At 36.6% G+C, this 24,712-nt stretch carries 16 protein-coding genes; 7 read left to right on the forward strand and 9 right to left on the reverse strand.

What is annotated here, in order from left to right:
* Positions 1 to 24 precede the first annotated feature (24 nt).
* Positions 25 to 1,008 (reverse strand): ring-cleaving dioxygenase, encoded by a 984-nt coding sequence (locus B3D98_RS01885; protein ID WP_048394949.1) that lies wholly within the window; start codon positions 1,006 to 1,008, stop codon positions 25 to 27.
* A gap of 50 nt (positions 1,009 to 1,058) precedes the next feature.
* Complete coding sequence (locus B3D98_RS01890; RefSeq protein ID WP_004224400.1) at positions 1,059 to 1,493, reverse strand: MarR family winged helix-turn-helix transcriptional regulator; 435 nt, start codon at positions 1,491 to 1,493, stop codon at positions 1,059 to 1,061.
* 152 nt (positions 1,494 to 1,645) lie between these two features.
* On the opposite strand from B3D98_RS01890, the gene B3D98_RS01895 reads away from it, so the two are divergent.
* Positions 1,646 to 3,640, forward strand: coding sequence for a catalase (locus tag B3D98_RS01895; RefSeq protein ID WP_288579979.1), 1,995 nt, complete (start codon positions 1,646 to 1,648; stop codon positions 3,638 to 3,640).
* A gap of 51 nt (positions 3,641 to 3,691) precedes the next feature.
* On the opposite strand, the gene B3D98_RS01900 is transcribed toward B3D98_RS01895, so the two are convergent.
* From B3D98_RS01900 to B3D98_RS01910, 3 genes are all read right to left on the reverse strand, one after another.
* Positions 3,692 to 4,156: a YusW family protein gene (locus B3D98_RS01900; protein ID WP_288579981.1), complete on the reverse strand. Its 465-nt coding sequence runs from the start codon at positions 4,154 to 4,156 to the stop codon at positions 3,692 to 3,694.
* A 105-nt stretch (positions 4,157 to 4,261) separates the two neighbouring features.
* Complete coding sequence (locus B3D98_RS01905) at positions 4,262 to 6,469, reverse strand: YcdB/YcdC domain-containing protein (RefSeq protein ID WP_054548879.1); 2,208 nt, start codon at positions 6,467 to 6,469, stop codon at positions 4,262 to 4,264.
* Positions 6,470 to 6,597: 128 nt separating this feature from the next.
* Complete coding sequence (locus B3D98_RS01910) at positions 6,598 to 7,770, reverse strand: glycosyl hydrolase family 18 protein (RefSeq protein WP_414674028.1); 1,173 nt, start codon at positions 7,768 to 7,770, stop codon at positions 6,598 to 6,600.
* A gap of 604 nt (positions 7,771 to 8,374) precedes the next feature.
* Here B3D98_RS01910 and B3D98_RS01915 point away from each other — a divergent pair.
* Entirely contained in the window at positions 8,375 to 8,794 is a 420-nt protein-coding gene (locus B3D98_RS01915) for a hypothetical protein (protein WP_054548881.1), read from the forward strand.
* Between the two features lie 12 nt (positions 8,795 to 8,806).
* Positions 8,807 to 13,897 (forward strand): DUF4132 domain-containing protein, encoded by a 5,091-nt coding sequence (locus B3D98_RS01920; RefSeq protein ID WP_288579982.1) that lies wholly within the window; start codon positions 8,807 to 8,809, stop codon positions 13,895 to 13,897.
* Positions 13,898 to 13,940: 43 nt separating this feature from the next.
* Here the strand turns inward: B3D98_RS01920 and B3D98_RS01925 are convergent, their stop codons facing one another.
* Positions 13,941 to 14,672 carry a hypothetical protein gene (locus tag B3D98_RS01925; RefSeq protein ID WP_054548883.1) on the reverse strand — a complete coding sequence of 244 codons (732 nt, stop codon included), beginning with the start codon at positions 14,670 to 14,672 and terminating at the stop codon, positions 13,941 to 13,943.
* On the reverse strand, positions 14,665 to 16,002 hold the full coding sequence (locus B3D98_RS01930; protein WP_288579984.1) for an AAA family ATPase: 1,338 nt from the start codon (positions 16,000 to 16,002) through the stop codon (positions 14,665 to 14,667). The genes B3D98_RS01925 and B3D98_RS01930 overlap by 8 nt, the downstream gene beginning before the upstream one ends.
* A gap of 149 nt (positions 16,003 to 16,151) precedes the next feature.
* Here B3D98_RS01930 and B3D98_RS01935 point away from each other — a divergent pair, with 149 nt between their 5' ends.
* The 4 genes from B3D98_RS01935 to B3D98_RS01950 all read left to right on the forward strand — a co-directional run bounded on the left by B3D98_RS01935 (position 16,152) and on the right by B3D98_RS01950 (position 22,846).
* Positions 16,152 to 16,613: a hypothetical protein gene (locus B3D98_RS01935; protein ID WP_009374122.1), complete on the forward strand. Its 462-nt coding sequence runs from the start codon at positions 16,152 to 16,154 to the stop codon at positions 16,611 to 16,613.
* A 524-nt stretch (positions 16,614 to 17,137) separates the two neighbouring features.
* Positions 17,138 to 18,886, forward strand: coding sequence for a methyl-accepting chemotaxis protein (locus B3D98_RS01940; RefSeq protein WP_288579987.1), 1,749 nt, complete (start codon positions 17,138 to 17,140; stop codon positions 18,884 to 18,886).
* A 136-nt stretch (positions 18,887 to 19,022) separates the two neighbouring features.
* Positions 19,023 to 22,193: a non-ribosomal peptide synthetase gene (locus tag B3D98_RS01945; RefSeq protein ID WP_288579988.1), complete on the forward strand. Its 3,171-nt coding sequence runs from the start codon at positions 19,023 to 19,025 to the stop codon at positions 22,191 to 22,193.
* Positions 22,190 to 22,846, forward strand: coding sequence for a 4'-phosphopantetheinyl transferase family protein (locus tag B3D98_RS01950; RefSeq protein ID WP_103118884.1), 657 nt, complete (start codon positions 22,190 to 22,192; stop codon positions 22,844 to 22,846). Before B3D98_RS01945 ends, B3D98_RS01950 begins: the two co-directional genes overlap by 4 nt.
* A 79-nt stretch (positions 22,847 to 22,925) precedes the next feature.
* Here the strand turns inward: B3D98_RS01950 and B3D98_RS01955 are convergent, their stop codons facing one another.
* A complete protein-coding gene (locus B3D98_RS01955; RefSeq protein ID WP_054548889.1) occupies positions 22,926 to 23,936 on the reverse strand; it encodes an ABC transporter substrate-binding protein in 1,011 nt (336 codons plus the stop codon).
* A gap of 10 nt (positions 23,937 to 23,946) precedes the next feature.
* Complete coding sequence (locus B3D98_RS01960; protein WP_054548890.1) at positions 23,947 to 24,708, reverse strand: ABC transporter ATP-binding protein; 762 nt, start codon at positions 24,706 to 24,708, stop codon at positions 23,947 to 23,949.
* Between the last annotated feature and the right edge of the window lie 4 nt (positions 24,709 to 24,712).

Here is a 24,712-nt window from a genome sequence, read left to right on the forward strand (position 1 = left end):
CTTTCCCAACTGGATGAAATTGTGTTACTCATATTCTTTATCGAACATAATGGAACTTCTTACAGTGTCAATCGGACGAACAAGACTTTCAATCTGTTCACGTTTTGGTTCTAAAAATGGTGGTAATGACAGTTTTTCTCCTAATGTTTCATATGGTTCATCGCCCATAAATCCTGGACCATCTGTAGCCAATTCAAATAAAATCTGCGGAGCTACTCGTGCATACAATGATTCAAAGAAATGACGATTTACATAGCCAGAAGTGTGGAAACCAAAACTTTCGAAACGTGCAGTCCATTCATCTAATACCGAACGATCCTCTACACGAAAGGCAGCATGGTGAACAGTACCAAAACCTTGACGAGCAACGGGTAACACTGTGTTGTGCTCGACAATAATCTGGGCGCCATTTCCTCCCTCGCCTACTTCAAATAAATGGAAGTCCCCTTCATCTGCAATCTCTGTAAAAAGCATTACCTTTTCTAAAACATCCTTAAAGTATTTAAAATTAGCGACACGGACAAAAACTGGTCCTAAACCTGTAATGGCATACTCAAGTGGGATGGGGCCATTCTGCCAAGGCGTACCTGCCGCCACACCTGTATTGTGCTCATCAGAAATTAACTGATAGTGCTGATCATCAAAATCTACGAAAGATAGTGTTTTTTTACCAAACTGTTCTTTCATACCTGTATGCTTCACATTTAAACGGTCAAAGCGCTTTATCCAATAATCTAAAGCAGCATCCGTTGGTACACGGAAAGAAGTCTTTGAAATTTCATTTGTACCATGCACACCTTTTGGGATATTAGGGAAATCAAAGAACGTCATATCTGTACCCGCACTACCCTTATCATCTGCAAAGAATAAATGGTATGTTTGAATGTCATCCTGATTCACTGTTTTCTTTATTAAGCGCATTCCTAAAACATAGGTAAAGAATTTATAATTTTCTTCAGCACTACTTGTGATAGCCGTTACATGGTGTACACCTTTTAAATGATTCATAGTATGCTCCTCCTATATATCTCGATATCGAGATATATATTTAAATTTTTTTATTGGTTAGTGGCGTTCTTGCCAACTTTTTTAAGTGATAAAATCATGTTGTCCAGCTCCTGGGCTTCCAATACTTCAAATATCTCATTTATTTTCTGTTCATGCTTAGGGAATATTTCCTCCATCAAAACCTGTCCCTCAAGCGTTAGTAATACGTACGTAACACGACGATCTCTTGGACATGCCTTACGGTACACATAGCCCTTTTGCTCGAGCTTATCAATCACATAAGTAATACTACTGCTTGCAATTAATATTTTTTTACCAATCATTTGAACTGGTTGTTCTCCATGGTGATACAAAAATTCAAGAACCGAAAATTCAGTTTGATTTAAATCGAATTGAAGTAAATCTCTTCTAGTTGCATCTTGAATCGTTTGATATGCTCGGAACAAGACCGTAAATGCTTTTAAGTTACGATTGTTTTGCTTCATACGACTCCCTCTTTTTACTTCGAATTTAATTATCTCTAATTCGAGATAATAATAACATATACATTTTTAAACAGCAAACAATTTGTTTCTTTATGTTTGCCATCTTTTCGTTCGGGTAGAAGGTAGTTGTAACTTATAAAGGAGGATTCTAAATGAAAAAAGATGTCAATCAAAAACAACAACAGCTAGAAGCATTCCGAGTAAGTGATAAAGATCAACCTCTCACAACCAATCAAGGATTAAAAATATCGGAAGATGAACATTCACTAAAAGCAGGTGAGCGAGGACCCACTTTACTAGAGGATTTTCATTTCCGTGAAAAAATGACTCACTTTGACCATGAACGAATTCCTGAACGAGTAGTACACGCACGTGGCTCAGCCGCTCATGGAATTTTTGAAACATATGAATGCGCAAGTGATATTACAAAGGCTCAATTTTTAAATGGAAAAGGCACTAAAACCCCTGTTTTTGTCCGCTTCTCTACCGTTGCCGGGTCTAAAGGCTCTGCAGATACTGTTCGTGATGCACGCGGCTTTGCTACTAAGTTTTATACACAAGAGGGCAATTATGATTTAGTTGGAAATAACATACCAGTATTTTTTATTCAAGATGCTATTAAATTCCCCGATTTTGTACACGCTGTAAAGCCCGAACCAAATAACGAAATACCACAAGCACAAAGTGCCCATGATACTTTTTGGGATTTCATTGCAAATAATCAGGAGTCTGCTCATATGGTTATGTGGCATATGTCAGATAGATCGATTCCACGAAGCTATCGAATGATGGAGGGCTTTGGTGTTAATACTTATCGCTTTATCAATGCCGAAGGAAAAGCCCACTTTGTTAAATTTCATTGGAAACCTGTACTTGGGGTAAAATCATTAGTATGGGATGAAGCACAAATCATTGCTGGAAAAGATCCCGATTTTCACCGCAGAGATTTATGGGAATCCATTGAACGTGGGTATTTCCCAGAGTGGGAGCTTGGTGTGCAACTTATTCCCGTTGAAGATGAATTCAAATTTAGTTTCGATATTCTTGATGCCACGAAAATATGGCCTGAAGAAGAAATTCCAGTACGCATTCTTGGGAAAATGACCTTGAATAAAAATGTGGATAATTTTTTTGCAGAAACGGAACAAGCCGCATTCCATGTCGGGCATGTTGTGCCTGGCATTGATTTTTCAAATGATCCTTTATTACAAGGTCGTTTATTCTCCTACACCGATACACAGTTAATACGACTGGGAGGACCTAATTTCCATGAGCTTCCTATTAATAAACCAATCTGTCCATTTCATAATAACCAACGAGATGGCTATGGCCGACAAACCATTAATGTGGGACAAGTTAGCTACCATAAAAATTCCTTAGCCAATAATACACCACATCCTGTTTCTGAAGCAGATGGTGGATATAAGCATTATGAAGAAAAAGTTGAAGGGCATAAAGTACGTGCACGTAGTGAGAGCTTTAAAGACCATTTTTCTCAAGCAAGATTATTCTGGCTTAGTATGACAGATATTGAGAAAAAGCATATTATCGATGCCTTTAACTTTGAACTTGGCAAAGTAAAAAATAAAGCGATTCGAAAACAAGTTGTAGACATGTATGCTCATGTCAGTTACTCACTTGCTTCAGCTATCGCTGAACGTATTGGTATAGTTCCACCTGTAGAAGTGGAAGTACCACATATTCAACAAACTTCTCCTGCTGTTAGCCAAGTAATCAATGCAAAGGAAAGTGTCAAATCTAATAAAGTAGCTGTAATTGTTACAGAAAATAGTAGTGAAAAATTAAATGAACTTATTGCTACATTTTTAAGTGAAGATATCGTAGTTGAACTAGTAAGTAATAAACAAGGCATAGTAAGAGGCTATGAAATTCACGAAACATTTGCTACTACCTCCTCAGTTCTTTATGATGGGGTTTATGTTACAGGAGCCTTTCAGAATTCCTATGAACAAGCAAAAGCAGAACAGTTTATTGAACAAGCCTATCAGCACTGTAAAACAATAGGTTATACGGAAAATGTTTTATTTTTACAGCATATAGCCAATAAACATGGGGTTGCAACCGATCCAAAATCTTTTGTTCACGCCCTTGCTAAACATCGACATTGGGTACGAGAATGTAAATGAATGAATGAAAAGCCAGCTAACTGATTAAATCAGCTAGCTGGCTTGTTTTTATTATTTAATTCGTTTAAATTCCTTTTCATTGCCGTCTACAAATTCGACATCCACTTCAATGGATTGATAGTTATCTTCAATATTAAATACTTTGATTACTTGATCAATCACTTCATCATTAGATGTTGTAGAATCAAAATTCAACTGCTTAAATAACGGCTCTAATTTAGTATAAGCTTCATCGTCCTGCAGTTTTTCATTTTTTCGATCATCTTCTAATTTTGCTTCTATTCCTGTTTTTTTATCCTCATATTCTACCTCATAAGACTCCGTTGCAGAGTAATCAACATCTAAAGAAAACTCTAAAAAATTAAATGTCACTTGGTCAGTTGGCGTCTCACCCGTCTGTTGAGTAGCATTCTGATCTGCTGGAGCATTTGCAGGCACATCTTTTACCTCATCCTTATTACAGCCGTAAAGAATAACAGTCATTAAAGAAATCACTAAAATAAATTTCAATTTCAATTTATTCACTCCTTTCTTTACATATTATTTCCCCATTCTTCTACAAACTAACCTAAAAAGGGCATCTCCTACAAATAAGGAGATACCCTTTTCATGGAATGCGACTTAATAATAGAAGTTACGATCCACTTTATTTTCTTGAATAGCTTTTGCTAAACGAACTGTTGACACAGCCAAATCGGCATATGACACACTCTTGGTAGCATTAAAGTTATTTTGCTGTGTATCAATAAGCCCCATCCCATTTGCTATTGCTATATAGCCTGTATACGCTGGATCAATAGAAGCTGCATCCGCAAAGTTTAATTTGTAAATATCCTTATACTTTGCAACATTCTCCAATTGCATTGCTTTAACAGCCCATACTGCTAGCTCTTGACGAGTCAATGTTTCATCCAAAGCGAATTGGTTTGCTGGCTGTAAAATTCCCATTCTTACAGCTTGTTCAACCACTCCATATAATGGATGGTTTTTATCGATATTGCTGAAGGTTTGCTTTTCACCATCGCCACTACCAAAATGGCCATATGTTAAAGATTTTAGTAGAATCTTTAATGCTTCTCCCTTTGTCACAGCAGCATCAGCATTAAAGTTTGCTATATCTTTTACCTCTAATACATTTTGATGTAAAAGATAATTTAATTCATTGGCTGCTGTTGGGTGTGAAATAGATGGTTTTTCTTTTGAGTCATCTACCTCATACAACCATTCACCAGTAATTGCATCAATCTGATTAACTAAGCTACCGTTGTAAGTTGGAGCATAGACTAGATCATAGTGTTGTTTACCTTCAGTATCTTGTTTTATATATTGTAACTGTAATGTAAGGGCCTTACTATATGCTTCTTTTGCTTTATCAGCAGAGATTACCTGACTAAGAGAAGGCCAGTTATTAATCTTTTGCTTATTAACATTCAATGAACGTAATGACCCATCAGAGCCAATACCTACGTTTATTTCATCTCCAACAACCGCAATCCCGTTTACGATGCGTGGGAAGGAGAAGTAATAATCTTTACTATAATCATCATATACAGGATCATCAATTGGCATCGAATACTCATGTAAATAGGATGGAGCCCATTGCTTTAAGTATTCAATCGCCTTTGCTAATGCCGCATCCTTAGAGAGGGTAGTTGTTTTGTCAGTGTTGATAAAATCTCTCATAATATCGTGATACTGCACGATATCGCCTGTTGCCTTATTAATTTCTAAAGAGGTACCAGACCCGCCATTATTGTACATATACATGTAATTTACTGTATAAACTGTTTCACCATTGTCATTTTCTCTTTCGTCAACCATATCAATAGTGAGCTTTGCCTTGTCTTCATCAACTTTTAATAAATTTTTAGCGAATTCCTCAACCTCTGCTACTGTCATACCGCTTTTTCTTGGTGGTAATTGCTGTGAGGATATTTTCTCAGCGCTTTTCGTCTTTGGAACTTGTGTAGAGAAGCCATTCGTTGTTTGCCATTGACCTGTTAAAGCATGTACACCATTAAATCCTGTTGCTGGCATATAGACAAGCTTCACATTACGTTGATCGCTAAAATAGTCAACGTAATAACGAAGTTCAACTGCTAAGTTATCACGTACTTGTGCAACAATTTCTTCCTCATTTTTTTTCTGGCTTGAGCTATCAAAGGTTGCTTTACCAATTGATTCTGTATTTTTATACATTCCTGTTATTTGACCATTAGCAAGAACATCTATAGTGATACTTTGATCGCCAATAAGCACTCCATTATAGGTTGGTGAATAAACAAATGAGTAGGTAATTGGTTGTGATAATGGACGATTAATGACATTGTAATAACCGAAGCCATCTTCACGGAGTTTATAGTTCTCTATTTTCGCAAATTTTCTTAGGAAGTCATCTGCAATTTTTTTTGCTTCAGTCTCTGAATATTTTGCGGGATATACTGCTTCAGCGATATTAGCTGGCTGATAATAGAAATGTTCTAACTCTAAATCTTCACCTTTAAATGTAAAACCACCATATACATCTTTACCATTTACCGTTTTATGGAAGTTTAAATCATAACGGACCGTTGTATCATCTCTAAAGAAATGACCGCCTCCAGAATTAAACTCATTATCAGCTACAAATTTGAACTCTTCAGGGAATAGTGCACGTAATTTGTTAATTAGCATACCTTTTGTCACTTTCGTCTCTGAGGCAGCCAACTGTATTGCAATACGCTCTGAAGGTTCTTTCACATTTGCAGAAGCTTGTGAAACAGGTGCTAGAATACCAACAGAAAATGCAGTAGCTGTTAAAATAATACCTAACTTTTTAAATTTACCCAAAATATACCTCCTAAAATACTATTTACCATAATTATAATATATTTACCCATAATTAGAAATGAATTTTACAGATAATTTCCTCTTCGAAGAAAATACATTGGGCAATCCGTCCTTTTTTCTTCATTTTCTCATTTCTTTACCACATCAAAATTGGCACCAATTAACACCCAGTTCTGAGGGAATGGTAGTCCTAATTTCCAATAACCAATACCACGAAGGTTATATTGTTTAATGAGATTGAATTTAGCTTGAATAGATCTAGCATCTTCAAACCATACCATATGCGCCCTTCCTTGCTCATCATAGTATTCAAAAAATGGTGCTTGGGCTCTCCAATCATACTGAATTGCTGCATTATAACGTTTAGCAATTTCAATGGCTCGCTGTGGACTAAGCGCTTCTGCATACGGTCCCCCCTGAACAAAAGGTAACGTCCAATCGTAGCCATATAAATTTTGCCCTAACATAATTTTGCTTGCAGGTATTTCACTCACCGCATATTTTACAACTGCTTCTACCTCTGGGAGAGGTGAAACGGCCATTGGTGGGCCAGCTGAATATCCCCATTCATAAGTCATGAGTAAAACAAAGTCCACGATTTCCCCATGTGCTCTATAATCATGTGCCGCTGTCCATGGTCCTCGTTCACTATCACTTGTTTTAGGAGCTAATGCTGTAGACACTGTATATCCTTGAGCGTGAAATTTTTCTACAGCTCTTCTTAAAAAATTGTTATAGGCTTGTCGTTGATCTGCTGGCAAATTTTCGAAGTCAAAGTGGATATCTTTAACATCCCCAAGTCGCTTTGCTTCTGCAAGAATATTATCAAATAATAAATCTTGAACAGCTGTACTTTGAAAAATATCTCTCGCTAATTCACCACTAAAACTAAAATTCTCCAAATTAGAAATAACCATTGCCATTGATGCTCCCGTATCATTTGCAATTTGTGTCACACCTTGGCTTGGTGGCCTCTGTAAAGTACCATCACGCCTAGCCTCATAGCTAAATAAAGCTAAATATGTTAAATTAGGACCCGCTTCCCTCGCTTGATTCAAGAGTGCTTCACTAACTGATGTTCCTCTCGGCTCTAAATAGGCTAATGTTTCTGCCCTTGTTTTTGGTGGCTGTGGGATATATAATTTCGTTCCAACTGCTAATGGTTGATTTGGATTAATGCCATTTACTTGTGCAAGTGTTACATAATTAATACCGAAACGTTGGCCAATTGACCATAGGCTATCACCTGGCTGTACATAATAAAAGCTTCCGACAATCGGGATTACAAGAGCTTGCCCCACAACTAAACGATTTGGCTCTGGAATTTGATTGACATCTATAATGCTCTGAACCGTAGCCCCATACGCCTGTGCAATTCCCCATAAAGACTCGCCAGCCCGTACAACGTGTATTTGAATGATTTTGCCTCCTTCTAGCTTTATAAAATCATACCTATAAAGCTTATGAAATCAGAGATGAAAAGATGTCTCTTAACAACTCCACAAAAGTACACCACTATTTAAAGCAAATAAATAGTATGCTATATTATGTCACCTATTTAATACTAATGAGAATAATCTTCGTTTACGAGATTTCATGAAAGAATGTTCTTTTAAATACGTATGTCTAAAAAGTTACCTGAGTAATATATTCTGCTTCTTCACCGTTATTAGAATAAAAAAACGCAAAATGATACTTATCTTGATAACAATAATCGTACAAATGTTCTACTTTCCGCATAATCTTCAGTAAATTTTTACCCACTTTCTACCCTACAAATCAGTTGTAGCAGGCTACTTTTGATAACACTTTTCCCAAATTTTTTTACGCAACTAGCGTCATATGCCTTATTCTTTTCCTTGTTCTCACTCTTGTATAATGAAATTATTGTAAGGAGGTGTTAGATTGCGTTTATTTTACCAGCAAAAAGTAATCGGTAAGAAGTCTCGTAAACTTGAAAAAATTTCATTTTCAATTGAAGAGCCTGTCATAACGTTACAAGATTTACTTGTTCAGCTTGTTACACAGCAGGTTCAACAATTTAATGAGAAAATGGTAGATACACCACTTCATGTTTATTTATCGGATCAGCAACTAGAAGAAGCTGCTCAATATGGCAAAGTACATTTTGGAGAAAAGAAAAAGGATACTGTACAGTCAGTGGATCAAGCTATTTCCACAATGCTTCAAACCTTTCAGGACGAGCTGTTTTTAGTTCTTCATAATGAAGAATCTTTAGATTCTCTTTCTACACCATTAAACATACAGGAAGACGATGTCTTTACATTTATTAAACTTACTATGCTTGCAGGACGAATTTGGTAAGGAGGGATTTATATGACACTTTCACATGAACAAAAAATACATTTTCAAAGTATAGTTGATTCTGCACCTATAGCAATACAGCCTTTAGCAGCTGCATTGTTAAAATACATGGACAATAGAGATTATGACATTGAAACGCTTATAGCTGCTCAGCAATATTCATCACTTGAAGAACTATTTAGTGGACCATTATTTGAAGTGCTTACCATGTTTTCTTCACAAGAACGTGCACTTAAGATCAAGAAACTAGCATTACGTTTTGATGCTACAATGTTCCAAAGAGGTGTTTTACGTCGATCTTTTCGTTCTTCTCAACCAGTGCAAGACCATCTGTTTCAATGTTTACAGTTAATAGAAGAAATGCTGACATTTGAGGAAATTACTTTGCAGGAGTTGTTAACGAATCATCGTCAATATGGGCATGGAACCTATCCAAACTATAGCTCCTATGTCTTAAAGAATGAAAATACAAAAGTAATGGGTTTTAATGTCTTTGAGCAGTTGCTTGCTGAAGAACTATCATTAGAAAACCCGTCAATTGAAGAAGCAGTAGAAGGTATTTTATTTGATGAACATCAAAGTAGCTTTTTCGGCCATCCATTCATTCGAGGTATTTTTAAATCAAGTAATCATCGGATGCATGATGCCCTTGGCAAACTCTTATTAGCAGCTGCACGACAAGAAGGTTTACGACAGGCAATAGTAGAAAATATTGACCATGGCAATCTTGATGCACAACTCAACATGATGAAGCTTATTCAGGAACATCGCCTAACACGCTTCTCCTCTGTAATTCGAGCAGTCGATACTTGGATGGGACTTGGCTATAATAGTTTCGAAAATCAAAAAATAACAGAGGAAGTTCTTGCATTAGCCATCCAAGCAATTGAAGAAGACAGCTTTGTTGAGCAATTGTTAAAAAGTGAACGTACAATTGATATTTATGTTGCATTATGGGCTACTGCTACAAAGGACTATACGAAATTAAATGACCTTGTAACAAAACTCTTAAAGCGTGACAAGCATATCCAACTTACAACGCTTGCCTTTTTGAAAAACTTATCGAAAATCTCCTTTACAGCGCCATTTGTGAAGGATTTAATCTTATCAACAAAAGATATTGAGCTGTTTGCCTTTGCATGGGGCAATTTTCTTTATGCTAATCACCATATTAATAGTGAGTATGCAAGAGACAATGAATGGGAGCATATCCTTCAAACCTTCATGCAAGAAAACACACAGCTACAAGGGATTGAATACCTCTTATTTGAACAGCTTGAGTGGGCAAAGAATGAAATTACGAAAGATGGACTTATCATTACAGGCAAACCACTATCCTTTGTCCATGTCCATTTGTCATTAGAAGATTTAATTTCAACACAAATTATTTTAGCCCACCATATACAAGACGAGGCATTATTCCAACGAATTATTGAGCATGCAGATTCTTACTCACCATCAAGTAGAATTGGCCTACTGAATATTTATTGTCTTGACCCTGTCACAGAAGGTCAACGTGAATTTTTATTTAATTCATTACGGGATCGCAGTTCCATCAATCGTTCTCTTGCGTTAAAGAAAATACATGCTCTAACACCAACAGAAGAAGAAATAGCAAAAATTGAAGATCTTTTAGCTAATAAATCAGGTGCACTTCGTAAAGAGGCTATTTCACTCTTAAAAGTTCAGGCACAGAATAATCTGTTACAAAGTGCTGAAAGGCTGTTAAAAGATAGTAAGCAGTTAAAGAGACTTGGAGGGCTTGAATTACTATTAGAAGCCTCTAAGCGACACAACTTAGCAAGCGAGCAAATTACAGCTTTATGCTCCTTATTACCAAAAGTAACTAAAAACGAGCAAGTTTTGTTAGAGCAATTAATTACAAGGGATGTCCCTGAGTATAACGAGAGTAATGGCTTTGGCTTGTATACGCCACATCCCCCTATTCAATACGGCTGTATTTCGGATGGAGCCATTCAAATGAATGGTGTAGAGCCTTGGCAACAGCTTGCTCCACTTTATGTACAGGCACCTACACCTTTTGAAAAATTCTTTCAATATGATGTTGATAAATTATTATCTAAGCTAGAGCAGCTTATTCAACTTTTAGATAAACATGCTGAACTAGAATATGAAACATACCAATGGAATGACACACCCATTAGCACTACATTAGGACAAAGATATAGTGTAATGGCAACTAAATCGGATAATCAACGACATGCTAGTCTTGATGCTTATCCTATCCCCAAAGAAATTGTTCAATGGATGAAGACAGCATTATTTAGTAATGAGGACTTAGCCTATTTTAATTTTTACCATAATCTATCAGAATACCCTGCTGCTCATGATCTTTCCGAAGCAGCTCATACACTAATTAAACCGTTCTTCCAATACAAAGATTTAAAAGTACGTGTTGCGCAATTTAATTCCTTGAAATATGACGATACAATTCAACAGATTTTCTCAGTGCTATCCCAAGACATCGACAAAATCTCAGGTGATACAGTGCTACATCAGGAAGCACTTTCATTACTCGAAAAGCATGCACCCGAATTTAATCGCTTCGAACAGGCAGTAGGCATAATGTTACAGCTATTCAAACAAATCCCTGCTGATCAGTGGCAACTTGATGTTCGAGAGAAGGGTTATTATTACTATCGTTCCACTTCTACCATTATCGATTTAGATGTCATTGAGACATTTGCTGATCGATGCTGGTCTGATTACTCAACCTATGGTGAATATGTCAAAATGCTAGCTCTCAATGAAGAGCTAACAAAGCGTATGAAAAATGAAAGCTATAAGCCAAACGTCTACAATTTATCTTTATTCCAATATTTAGACGCAATGAAGGTTGGTTTATTTACGCAAGATCACTTATTTGAGGCCATTTTTACCAATACGCTCGCTTCAGAAATATTTAACGAGCCAACTAAATTACGAGAACGCTATCAACAGTCATTTGAAGATTTAACCGACTTCTTTACTATTCGTGAACAAGCAATTGATCGTATTTTAGCCATAGAGCTAAAACGTGGTGATACGCCTACTGCTGTTACAAAGTTAGCTAGTAGCATTTCTTATTTTGAGGGTATTAATTATTTCTTACAAATTCTACAAGCACTTGACGGAGAAAAACTTGCGCGAGGATATATTTGGCAGGCAGAAACGAAAAAGGATGTATTCTCCAGATTGCTAACTAACTGTTACCCTAAAAAAGAAGAAACAGCCCAGCAATTAAAAGAAGCATGGCTGAAAACAGACATTTCTAAAGAACGTTTAATTGAAGCCATGATGTATAACCAGCATTGGATAGACCTTGTCAGTGAAGTGATTGGGTGGGATGGACTAAAAGAATCAGCCTGGTATTTTATCGCTCACACCACAGATTCTTTATCCGACTTTGCCAAAGATCAGCTTGCCCTTTTCTCTAGCATAACTGCTGAGGATTTCCGTGATGGTGCATTCGATTTAGCTTGGTTCCAAAGCGCCTATCAAACACTTGGGGCTAAGAAATTCAAACTTGTTTATGATGCTGCAAAATATGCTTCTGAAGGAGCCAACCATCGTCGGGCACAGCTTTATGCAGATACAGCTATCGGTAAGCTCAGTCCAAAACCGTTAATGCAAGAAATTCAAGATAAACGCAATAAAGATAAACTGCGCGCACTTGGTCTTATCCCTTTAATAAAATCCGATGACAAAGACGCCCTGACACGCTATCAATTTATTCAACAGTTTTTGAAGGAAAGTAAGCAATTTGGTGCTCAACGCCGCGCAAGTGAGGCTCGAGCAGCAAGTATCGCTCTAGAAAATTTAGCGCGCAATGCAGGGGATGGAGAAGCCACTCGCTTCACATGGCGTATGGAGTTATCTGCCTTTAACGATATGAAGCATTTATTTAAAGCACAACAAATCGAGCAAATTACAGCCCATCTACAAATAGAGGATGATGCCTCTGTAGCTATTATTGTTGAAAAGGATGGTAAACGTCTAAAGAACGTTCCTGCTGCATTAAAAAAGCATGCTGATATTGTAACCTTGCAGGAAGCCCGAAAAGACTTACAAGAGCAATATAAACGAGCACGCCCAGCGCTTGAGCAAGCAATGGAATTAGAAACAGTATTTTCGGTCGAGGAGCTCATTCATTTATTAGCTCATCCGATTCTAGCTCCGCTGTTACAAAAACTATTATTTATTAGCGATAATTACGTTGGAATGCTGACATCAGAAGGTTTACAGCTTTTATCGTCTGACATTGTGAACCTTGCTCCTACGTCCTCTATAAAGATTGCTCATCCTTACCATCTTCTAGAGAGCGGTCAATGGAGACAGTGGCAATCCTATATGTTCGAGCACAACATTAAACAGCCATTTAAGCAAGTGTTCCGTGAGTTATATCTCATCAATGCTGATGAAAAAGCACAGAAACATTCATTGCGCTATGCAGGGCATCAAGTAAATCCTTCACAAACAGTAGCCCTGTTGAAAACACGTGGCTGGCAAATCAGCTATGAAACAGGACCACGTAAAGTATATTATAAGGAAAATATTGTGGCATCCTTGTATGCACAGGCAGATTGGTTTACGCCAGCAGAAATTGAAGCACCTGCAATCGAAGGTGTTTACTTCTATGATCGACTAACAGGCAAAGATATCGTTTTAGATGATATTCCAGCTGCGATATTCTCTGAGGTTATGCGAGATATTGATCTTGTTGTCAGCGTAGCTCATGTTGGTGGTGTAGACCCTGAGGCAAGTCATTCTACTGTTGAAATGCGCAGCATTATCGTAGAAGAATTGGCTAAATTATTGAAGCTAAACAATGTGGAAGTGAAAAAACAACATGCCCTCATAGAAGGTAAGCTAGCAAGTTACTCCTTACATTTAGGAAGTGGTGTGGTGCATCAAATAGGCGGTTCCATGATCCCAATTATTGCTGTCCCATCTCAGCATCGTGGACGAATTTTCTTACCGATGGTGGATGATGATCCACGGACTGCTGAGATCATGACCAAGCTCTTATTACTATGTGAAGATACAAAAATTAAAGATCCAGCTATATTAACTCATATTCGAAGCTATGAGCAAATGCACTAACGTACTCTAGATAAAAACAGGTGACTCCATTCGTCACCTGTTTTTACTTTACATCTGTTTTAATCATTTCAAACAATAGCGGTACATTCGTGCCACGATGCAATGAATGACAGCCTTCCATTAAAAATGACCAACTTTTCTTTATTTTTTCCCTATAAGACAACTCTGAACTAACTGGGAGATAGGTGCTTAAATATTCCTCAATCGTGCATGTCAGATTGTCCATAAATTTATCTGCTTTTTGTATTTTTTCTGTTGGGATTTCATTGCGCTCATTCCATAAGACATGTTCTAAATTCGTAGAAAAATAAAATAATTGATAAGGTACTTTCATACGATTAATGCTAAAGTGGTCGTTGGCAATCAAAATTCTAGCATTCTTAGCCTTCATATCATTGCGTTGTTCTATTTGTTCTTTGCGTTTATCTGACTTCACTAAAATAGCATCCTCTGTATAAAATAAGTTTTGCTCGATACGCTCATCTACCTTGACGCACTCTGGTGCGATAAAGCATCCATCTGCATCTGTAATATGAACAACCGCTGTTAAATCATTGGCTAAAAATTTATATTTTTCAAGATAGCTTTGAATCACTCGTACAACACTGTTTTTAATATTCGGTATTCGTTTGTGCGCATCCCACTTTGTTAAGATATCTTCTCGTTGTACATCAAAACGTATTGTGGAGTTCGCAAAATGAGCATCTAAATAATCCTCTAAAATAATTTGCTCCGTCTGCCCTTCCACAATAATCAAAAGTACTTTTTTAGTCATGTTGAACACCTGCTTTACGAAAAGCCCGCTTTATTTTAAATGTTTTAGTTTCCTTATATATCTCTTCCTCTTGCCCGCCAAGCTGGATAGCACGTAAATAGACATCTCTAGCGTTATTCACTTCTTTGATACCTTTTAGCTGCATATAACGGTGATGTTCATTTGTTGTCGTAAACCATAAATTTTTAATAGCTAGCACCTCTAACACACGTAGATTATGGGAAGTAAAAATAAGTTGCCCTTTTCCATCCTCATCTATCACTGTTAACAACTCACCTAACAAATATTCAAATACACCTGAATCTAATTCATCAATAACCACGCATGCATTCGGATTATTGTATACAGCAATTAATACACTAAGAATAGAAATGATCTTTAAAATTCCCTCTGACTCTGTTCGTAGCGGTAATTCCTGCTCCCCGCGCTGAGACAAAAATTCAAAACGAATTCCTTGCCCGCCACTGTCCATCATTTGCTTTGTAATGATATTAATTTTAATCGTCAGTCCAGGAATAATTGCTGAGAGCACTTGATTACTTTGTTCAATAACTTCACATAAAGCATAGAATGCATCCTCTGGTAATAAAGCTGGTCCATTTAAATCATAAGGAATAAGACCTCTTGTTTTCTCTAAATGAATACTGAATGGCATCATCCGTTCTTCAAATAGTGGGGCAATATTTTGAGTATTAACAACATGTAAGTCTCGACTAAAATCAACAGCAATATTTTGTAGCAACTGCATTTCTAGCTCAGAAAGCCGTTCCTGTAATAATGTCTTTATATCTTTATGGAATAGAAATGACATATATTGTTTTCTTGCTAACTGTTGAATAACCAGTAATTGAATTCGTGCTTGTTCACTCAAATCATCCAGTTTCGATTGACGAATTTGTACATCCCTCTCCGTCACAGCCACTAAAATCTTTGATCGCTTCCCTTTCGTGTTTTCTCGATAGGTAAGGCGCTCCAACGTAGTATATAGTCGATGTTGATCCTCCTGTAGCTCCACATAGTAATTCACAAAAAATGTACCGAATTGATTCTGAACTAGAAATTCTACATCCATGCTAGCTGTTTGCTCTCCTGCCAATATAAGTCGCTTCTTTTGAGAGGGCAACTTCACTTCAGCAAGCCATCCTGATAGAAGTGTCTTCAATAAACTAAATGCATCTACAATGGTTGTCTTTCCAGAGCCATTTTGTCCATATAGGCCAACAACATTCGCTTGTAGAAATGTCTCAAAATTTACTGTGAGAACAATTTCACCCTGTCGTACATTTCGTAAATTTTGTATGTTTATTTTTTTTATCTTAATAATTGCCATGTGCTAAACATCCTTTTAGCTTTTTCCCTTATTATAATGAAAATCGTTTTATTTTATAACAAATTCGAACTTAAGCATCCATAGCCTATAGCCTATGACAAAAATCGTAATAGGCATATGTTAGAAAAAATGAAGAAAGGTGTGTTTCATTGGTTTATCCTAGATTAGCCCCTGATGATTTTAACAGTCAATTTCGCCCAGGTATGAAAATATGGGTAACACTCCCTACTGGTACTTATTCAGGTACATTAATTCGGACATTCGGAACTGGAGGAAGAACTGCTGAAATTCAGTTAGATAATGGTCAAATAGTGACTGTGGATGTTAGTCAAATCACTGCTGCAGGTACAGGAACACCTCCTGGTAGTTCTTATCCGCCGCCATACCCACCACCATATCCACCATATCCACCTCAACCTTATCCACCGCGGCCATACCCACCACAGCCTTATCCACCGCAACCTTATCCGCCACGTCCTTATCCACCACAGCCTTATCCACCGCAACCTTATCCGCCACGTCCAGGGGGGCAATATCCTGGTTTCCCACCACCATTAATACCAGGACTCCCTAATATTTTACCGGGCATATTTGGTAATCCGCGGCCTTAGCAACAATAGAAAAGGTTATTTCTTTATTTAAGAATAAAGAAATAACCTTTTTTCATTTTATTCCCATAACAATAATCATCAAATTCCTTTACATATAAGTCATGACAAAATAAGTAAAAAGCCCTAACAAGGAATTGGAAATTGGTATTTCAGCCAAATTTTTAATCAACTGAAAATAAGTTAGATCTGAGCATACTTCTTTTTTATACTAGGAAATATATAGCTTTTTGTAAAAATTTAACCTAACCTAAAAAATATATAGACTAAAAAACTATATATCATCATTTATTTATAGAAATCATGACTTGAAATAGTAAGTTTTCTGGGTTGTGAATCAATTTTTTTGGCAGTATAGTAGTTAAATGATAGGGGATAAATAGATTATTTTGCATTTATAAATAGTTAACACGCATCTGGACTTCTACGAATAACATCAACATCTTCAATGTGTAGTACATTGACTAAATTATCCATTTATAGTCCTTAGCTTGAAATATTTGCTATATCATATTAGGAGGAAAAGCATGAAAACACGCAAGAAGCAGCAAATGTCTATTAGTAAGAAATTAACTGCAATAGTAGTGAGTATTTTATTATTATTTGGATTAGTTACTTTAGGTCTTTCTTATTATATAGTAAGAAATAGTAATTTAACAGACATGAATCAATCTCTTTCTGACAAAGGCATGATCCTAGCCAAAACCATTGATATTACTACACTAAAATCGATATTAGAGAATCCTACAAATAGTAACCCTGATGCTCTACGATTAACTAGTGAAATGGATGCAATCAATGATAATTCAGATAGCATTACCAATCTATTTTTAATTACAGTTAACGGTGAAAATATTAATGCACCTGTTCTATCATCTAGTATACTTGAACTAGGGGCAGAGTATAACCAAGATATGATTGCAATGGGTTTATCTCCAGATTTCCTAGCAAGAATTAAAGAAGTCTTTGATACAAAAAAAGCAACAGCAACAGATATTTATAGCGATGAATATGGTAGCTATAAAACAGGCCTTACACCAATCTTGGATGAGAATGGGAACATGCTGGCTGCTTATGCCATTGACTATGACGTATCAATGGTAACAGGAAAAGCGATGTCTGAAGCCCTATGGACATTATTAGTAACGGTTATTTTCTTAATTGGTTCATCCATTGCTGTTTACACTCTTTTAAGAAAAAAATTAACACCAATTCAACATCTTTCCTTACAATCTAAAAAAGTCGCAGAAGGTAATTTAGAGCTGGAACCATTACCAGTTACTTCAACAGACGAAGTAGGAATGCTCACACAAAATTTTAATTCTATGATCGATAACTTAAAAAATGTTATTAAGAGTACAACGATTGTTTCTGAGCGTGTTTCAAACACAGCCAATGTTTTATCTGTAAATATGCAAGAAGCTTCCGATTCATATAATAATGTAGCATCTTCCATGCAGGAGATTGCAAGTGGCGCTGATCTTCAAGTACAAAAGGCAAAAGAAAGTACAATTACCATTGAAGAAATGAATATTGGTATTCAACGTATTGCCATGACGTCCAATCAAATTTCAGAATCCTCGATTTTAGCATCAGAGGAAGCTGAAAGAGGGAATGAATCGACAAACAAATCTGTTGCACAAATGAATGCTATTAGCAAAGCTGTTAATCAATCTGCAGCTTCTGTTAAATTACTTGGCGATCATTCCAATAAAATAGAAGAAATCGTAGGAATCATTACAGGGATTGCTTCGCAAACCAATTTACTTGCATTGAATGCGGCAATCGAAGCTGCACGTGCTGGGGAGGCTGGTAGTGGCTTTGCAGTGGTTGCTGATGAGGTACGTAAACTTGCAGAGCAATCTGAGGCATCTGCGAGAGAAATTTCTACACTTATTTCTCATATCCAGCATGATACAAACGAATCTGTAAATATCATGGTTCACGCTGTAGAAGAAGTAGATCATGGTATTGTCATGATCAATGATTCGGAAAAATCATTTAGCCAGATTTTAACTTCCATTCACCATGTGACAGGGCAAATTCAAGAGCTTTCTGCAACAATTGAAGAAATGGCAGCTGGTATGGAAGAAGTAACATCCGCCGTAAAAGATATGGAAGATTTTTCAGTCAATTCAAAGGACAATACAAGAGCAGTAGCAGCAACTTCTGCCTCTCAATTGAATACAGTACAACGAGTTTCTGAAGAAGCTCAAGTATTATCCGAGCTATCTGATGAATTAATGAATGTTGTTAATACCTTTGTAGTGAAATAAAAAATGAAAGGGCTGCCCTTATTAAGGAGAGTTATGTCCGTTAGTTTCTCACAGATCGATTCACTACTGTGGACCTAATGACGATAATCGCTCCTTCATAGGTGTCGGCCCTTTTCTAAAATAGGAGTTGTCATAATTGAATAATAAAAAAGAATTTGATGTACACCCATCACAGAATAATACGCTTTCTTTTGACCAACAAACACTTCAATCCAATAGTACACAATTATTAAACAGAGAAGACTTACTCGCATATCAAACGTTAAACCGTACAATAGCTGACTACGATCAAAACACCACAATACCTGACGTATTTTATCAGGCAGCACAAAAATTTGCGGAACGAATCGCATTATCCTATGAAGGTGGAAAACTTACCTACCGTCAGCTAAATGAACAATCCAACCAAGTTGCTCATATGTTAGTTGCCAACGGTCTACAAAAAGGAAACTATGTAGCGATAGTTATGGAACGCAGTAAAGAAACCGTCATTAGTTTGTTAGGTATCCTGAAAGCTGGTGGAGTTTATGTTCCCATTGATCCGAGCTATCCAAAAGAACGTTGTCAGTACCTATTAAACGATACAGGTGCTCCATTTATCATAACGAAAAACGAACATACAGCTCTACTGAATGATTTTATACATAATGATTCCCAAACACGCACAGTGCTCACAATCAACCAAATGGAGCAAGGATATTCACAGGAAAATATCCAATGTGAACTTCTTCCATCCGATTTAGCCTATATTATTTATACATCTGGTTCAACAGGTAAGCCAAAAGGCGTCATGCTTAAGCATGAGGCTGTCATTAATTTAATAACAGATAATCAACGAATCTACCATTCAACTAAAGAAGATGTTTATTCCCAGTTTATTTCTTTTAGTTTTGACCCTTCTATAACAGAAACTTTTACTGCTTTATTTTCAGGTGCAAGACTTCATATGCTTACAAGTATAGAGCGTTTGTCCATTGAGGCATTTGCTGATATAATCGACCGTGAGCAAGTAACGACCGCTACTGTTCCAAATGCTTTCTTTACACAGCTAGCTACACATTTACCAGTAAGCTATAGAAAAAAGCTTTCGACATTAAATTATTTATCTGTAGGTGGTGAAGCCCTATTGCCTGCCATTGTTCAAAAATGGCAAGACAAATTTGGACTCTCTACAGAAATTATTAATGTGTATGGACCAACTGAATGTACAGTATTGTCCTCCTATTTTAAGGTGAAAAGTCAGATAACAGACATGCAATCTAGTATCCCTATTGGTAGACCAATCGCCAATTATGAAATGTACGTTATTAACACGGACGATCAGCTATGTCCCGTTAATGTAATCGGAGAATTATGTATTGCTGGTGCTGGTTTAGCAGCAGGTTATTTACATCAGCCTGAAAAAACAGCTGAAGTATTTGTACCTCATCTCTTAAAGCCAGATCAAAAAATGTATCGAACAGGTGATTTAGTTCGACTATTGCCAACTGGTGTCATTGAATTTGTTGGACGTAAAGACTCTCAAATTAAAGTAAGAGGCTTCCGTATTGAACTTGGTGAAATCGAAACAGTATTGAGCAATCATACGAGTATTCAGGAAGCTGTGATCATTGCAAAGAAAATGGCTGATGGGAATAATCATTTATTTGCCTACTATACGGTGGCAAGTGGGATGCAGCTTGAGGAGAATCTTTTAAGGGACTACTTAGCAAATCTTTTACCAGATTATATGGTGCCAGAGCAATTTATTGAATTGCAAGAAATGCCATTATCCCCTACAGGAAAAATTGATCGAAAACACTTAGCTTCATTGGAATTAACTTTATCACGCAGTACTACATATATTGCCCCAGAAAATGATACACAGCGTATGCTTGCTACTGCATGGGAATTTGTACTCGGTATTGAGCCAATTGGCATTCACGATAACTTCTTTCATATCGGAGGGCATTCGCTAAAAGTGCTCGAGATTCTTGTACAAGTGAAAAAACATATACCATTCTTAAAGATTCAGGATTTCTTCCAATATCAAACGATTGCTGAACTGGATCATTATATTCGTCATTATCAACCAGAAGCGATTGAAGATCAAGACGAGCCAGCTAAAAACATTGTATTCAAGGACTTAATGGAGCCTAGTCCTCTAAAAGTCTCCCAAAATGTGAAGCCCTTGCCAATGACATCGGTATTACTAACAGGTGCTACAGGTTATTTAGGTAGTCATGTATTATATGAGCTATTAGCAACAACAACTGCGCACATATATTGCCTTATTCGACCAAGCACCCAAACTACGATTGAAGATAAACTAAGAGAGAGTATGCAATTTTATTTTGGCAATACCATTGCTCAGCAGATGAAAGATCGTATTACTGTTATCCAAGGTGACTTAGGGAAGCAACGACTACACTTATCTGATAAAGATGAAAAAATCATTATGAAAGAAATTAATGCTATCATTCATTGTGGTGCAGATGTACGTCACTTCGGTGCAGCTGATCATTTTAATAATGTCAATGTGAATGGAACTCGCTACTTGCTTGAAATAGCCAAACAGAAACCAGGTGTGCATTTCCATTATGTATCGACAATTGGCATTCCAGAGGAGCTAGCCGCCATACAATGGGGACCAAATGAAGCAAAAGGTAACTTCAATTACAATGTTAAGCTTGATAATGTTTATACTCAAAGTAAGCTAGAAGCAGAAAACCTTGTTAGAAACGCTGTACAGGATGCAATCCCTGTCTCCATTTATCGTGTAGGAAATTTAAGCTGTCATTCTGAAACAGGTAAATTCCAACGTAATATCGATGACAATGCCTTTTACCGTATGATTAAATCAATGCTTTATTTAGGTAAAACACCTACCGCACAATGGCATGTTGACTTCACACCAATCAATTATGCTAGTCAGGCAATTGTTTCTTTGGCAAGCCAGCCAGCAACCAACGGCCATGTCTTCCATTTATGTAACCCTGTATCGCTTACTTATTTAGAATTAATCGATATGCTTAAGGAAATTGGTTATGACCTAACAATTGTGTCAACACAAGAGTATACAGATTGGCTATTAAATGGTGATCATTCAAAAGATGTACAGGAATATTTATCGTTAGCCATTGCGCAGCTTGAAGGTGATGGAGCAAGTGACTCCCCATTTATCTTCAATTGCAAAAAAACGATAGAATTTTTAGCTCATACCAAGATTGAATGTGCGGCACCAAATAAAGCCTTTATTTACAGAATGATTCAATATGGCATTGATACAGGCTACTTTCCTGAACCAAAACAAGTCAATATAAGATGATAAAACAAACTATACAGTTATTTGCACTTCCTCTAGGAGTACAGTTAGCACCACCAGAACGGGATGCTTTCCTTAAAGTACTCCCTTTTGAGGTGCAAAGAAAAGTTCAGCAATACAAGCACTGGCAGGATCAGCAAAGAGCGTTGCTAGGTAGCACTCTTATTAGATGGGCACTCCTTCCCTATATAGATGACGTTCTGTTACAACTAGCTCATAATGAATTTGGGCGCCCTTATATTGCAGGACACCCTCATTGGCAGGGAGATTTTAATCTCTCTCATTCTGGGGATTGGGTAGTGTTAGCAGTCACCACTATCGGACGAGTCGGCATTGATGTTGAAGAAATAAAGCCAGTGAGTGAAGATATGATGATATATGCGCTTTCTGAGACAGAGCGTCAATTGGTCTCTCATCAGCCTTTACATGTTTTTTATGAGTTTTGGACTTTAAAAGAGGCTCTTTTTAAAACAGGCTTATTGCCAATCCTATCGCCATATTTGCTTGATACCACCAACATAAAAAAAACAAGAAAAGACCTTTTTACCCAATTACTCTATCTCGATCAGCAGCATCCTGTATCCGTCTGCTGGAACAATGAAAATTCCAAGTTAATAACCACAATATTAAATAAAGAGCAGCTTCTACAGCCATAACAATAATTATTCCTCCGTATTAAGAAAACGCTGCCCTAACGTGTCATTTATTCGACCCGCTAGGACAGCACTTTTTGTTTTATTTAAATAAGTCTGGATACATTTCTTTTGCTAATGCTTCCATTCCATCAATTGTGTTATAGCCATAGCCAAACATGTAATTGTAATCTACAATATACATTTGTTTATTTTTAATAGCCTTCATGCTTGATAGTTTAGGATTCGCATAAATTTCTTCACGTACTTTTGTCAAATCAGAACCATCCCAGTTAGGAAGAATTAATACATCTGGATCTGCCGCAATTAATGTTTCAACACTTACATCGCCTGTTTCATCTTTAAAAATATTATCTAATTTAACCATTTTGAATGCATCATTAAAGAATGTTTCATCGTGTGCTGGATAAACAAAAAGCTCTTTTGGATCATTTGTATGCAAATAGGCAAATGTTTTTTCTTCTTTTATACTTTCTAATTTTGAGGAAATATCTTGTTGTCGACCTTTTAATTCTTTAATAAAGCTATCTGCTTTGTCTTGAACATTAAAAATTTCACCAATATTCTTTATATCTTTATAAATAGAATCATATGTGCCGCCTGTTACGGATGACTCTAAAACATATGTTTTTACACCCATTTCATTAAGCGAATCTACTGTCCCTACTCCCCATTCAGCATTATCAAATAAGCCACCACGACCAAATACTAAATCAGGATCAGTACCTAATGTAACCTCTTTCCCAACATATTCATCACTTAAAATATTTAGCTTAGCATACTCTTCTTCAACAGCTTTATCAACTGCACCAAAGTTTGCACCAACACCAACGATTTTATCGCCTAATCCTAAATGTAATAATAATTCTGCAGCTGGACGTGTATTTGCCATAATTCTTTCTGGTGCTTGATCAAATACTTGATCTTTCTTTTCCCATGTTGATCCACCTTCAGCCTTTGTAAAGTTCTCAATTGTCAGTGGATAATGCTCTTTTGTTTGAGTTTCCTTAGATGTATCTTTTGATGTGTTACCGCAGGCTGTTAATGTTAATAAAGCTGCTAAACCAATTCCTAATAATAATTTTTTCTTCATGTTTTTCCTCCTACAGTCCATATGCAAAGCCTAATCCATTCGTCACTGGATTAGTAAACGTTTGACATTTGATATGATATAAAGCTTCTATTGTTTCTGGTGTTAAAACTTCTTGGGGTGTACCATGTGCATAGATTTCACCATCTTTTACTGCATAAAGATAATCACAGTAATGTGCTGCCATTTCTAGATCATGAAGAGCTGCTAAAACACCGATGTTTAAACTTTTTACACAGGATAGTATTTCAATTTGATAACGAATATCTAAATGATTTGTTGGTTCATCCAAAATCATAAATTTAGGCTGCTGGGCAATCGTTCTAGCTAAAATAACCCTTTGCTTTTCACCACCAGATAGTGAAAGAAAACTGCGTTCTCTATAAGATTGTAAGTTCGTTCTTGTCAATGCCTCTTCTACGATGTCAAAATCCTTTTGGTTATCTGACTCTAGCATTTTTTTATGAGGTGTTCTACCTAACATCACCATTTGTTGTACCGTTAAATCAAAGTGCATTTCATTGAATTGTCCAACTACACCTAAGTGTTGAGAAATCTTTTTTTCGGCGCTTTTTAAAACATCTAAATCATCTAAGAAGACCATCCCTTTTTGAGGTACTAGGCTTTTATAAATGCTTTTCAGTAAAGTTGATTTTCCGCATCCGTTTGGTCCGATTAAGCCCACAAATTGTTGCTTATTCACATGAATGGATACGTTTTTTACGATTTCCTTTTTGCCGATTTTTACTTCTATTTCCTTTGCTACTAATTCCATTGTT

Source organism: Lysinibacillus sp. UBA5994 (assembly GCF_002429725.1).
Classification (GTDB): Bacteria; Bacillota; Bacilli; order Bacillales_A; family Planococcaceae; genus Lysinibacillus; species Lysinibacillus capsici.

Excerpts from the sequence above, each read along its gene's own strand:
- B3D98_RS01955 (WP_054548889.1), bottom strand. The coding sequence starts at position 23,936 with ATGAAGAAAAAATTATTATTAGGAATTGGTTTAGCAGCTTTATTAACA.
- B3D98_RS01885 (WP_048394949.1), bottom strand. The coding sequence starts at position 1,008 with ATGAATCATTTAAAAGGTGTACACCATGTAACGGCTATCACAAGTAGT.
- B3D98_RS01895 (WP_288579979.1), top strand. The coding sequence starts at position 1,646 with ATGAAAAAAGATGTCAATCAAAAACAACAACAGCTAGAAGCATTCCGA.
- B3D98_RS01925 (WP_054548883.1), bottom strand. The coding sequence starts at position 14,672 with ATGACTAAAAAAGTACTTTTGATTATTGTGGAAGGGCAGACGGAGCAA.
- B3D98_RS01930 (WP_288579984.1), bottom strand. The coding sequence starts at position 16,002 with ATGGCAATTATTAAGATAAAAAAAATAAACATACAAAATTTACGAAAT.
- B3D98_RS01960 (WP_054548890.1), bottom strand. The coding sequence starts at position 24,708 with ATGGAATTAGTAGCAAAGGAAATAGAAGTAAAAATCGGCAAAAAGGAA.
- B3D98_RS01940 (WP_288579987.1), top strand. The coding sequence starts at position 17,138 with ATGAAAACACGCAAGAAGCAGCAAATGTCTATTAGTAAGAAATTAACT.
- B3D98_RS01950 (WP_103118884.1), top strand. The coding sequence starts at position 22,190 with ATGATAAAACAAACTATACAGTTATTTGCACTTCCTCTAGGAGTACAG.
- B3D98_RS01920 (WP_288579982.1), top strand. The coding sequence starts at position 8,807 with ATGACACTTTCACATGAACAAAAAATACATTTTCAAAGTATAGTTGAT.
- B3D98_RS01890 (WP_004224400.1), bottom strand. The coding sequence starts at position 1,493 with ATGAAGCAAAACAATCGTAACTTAAAAGCATTTACGGTCTTGTTCCGA.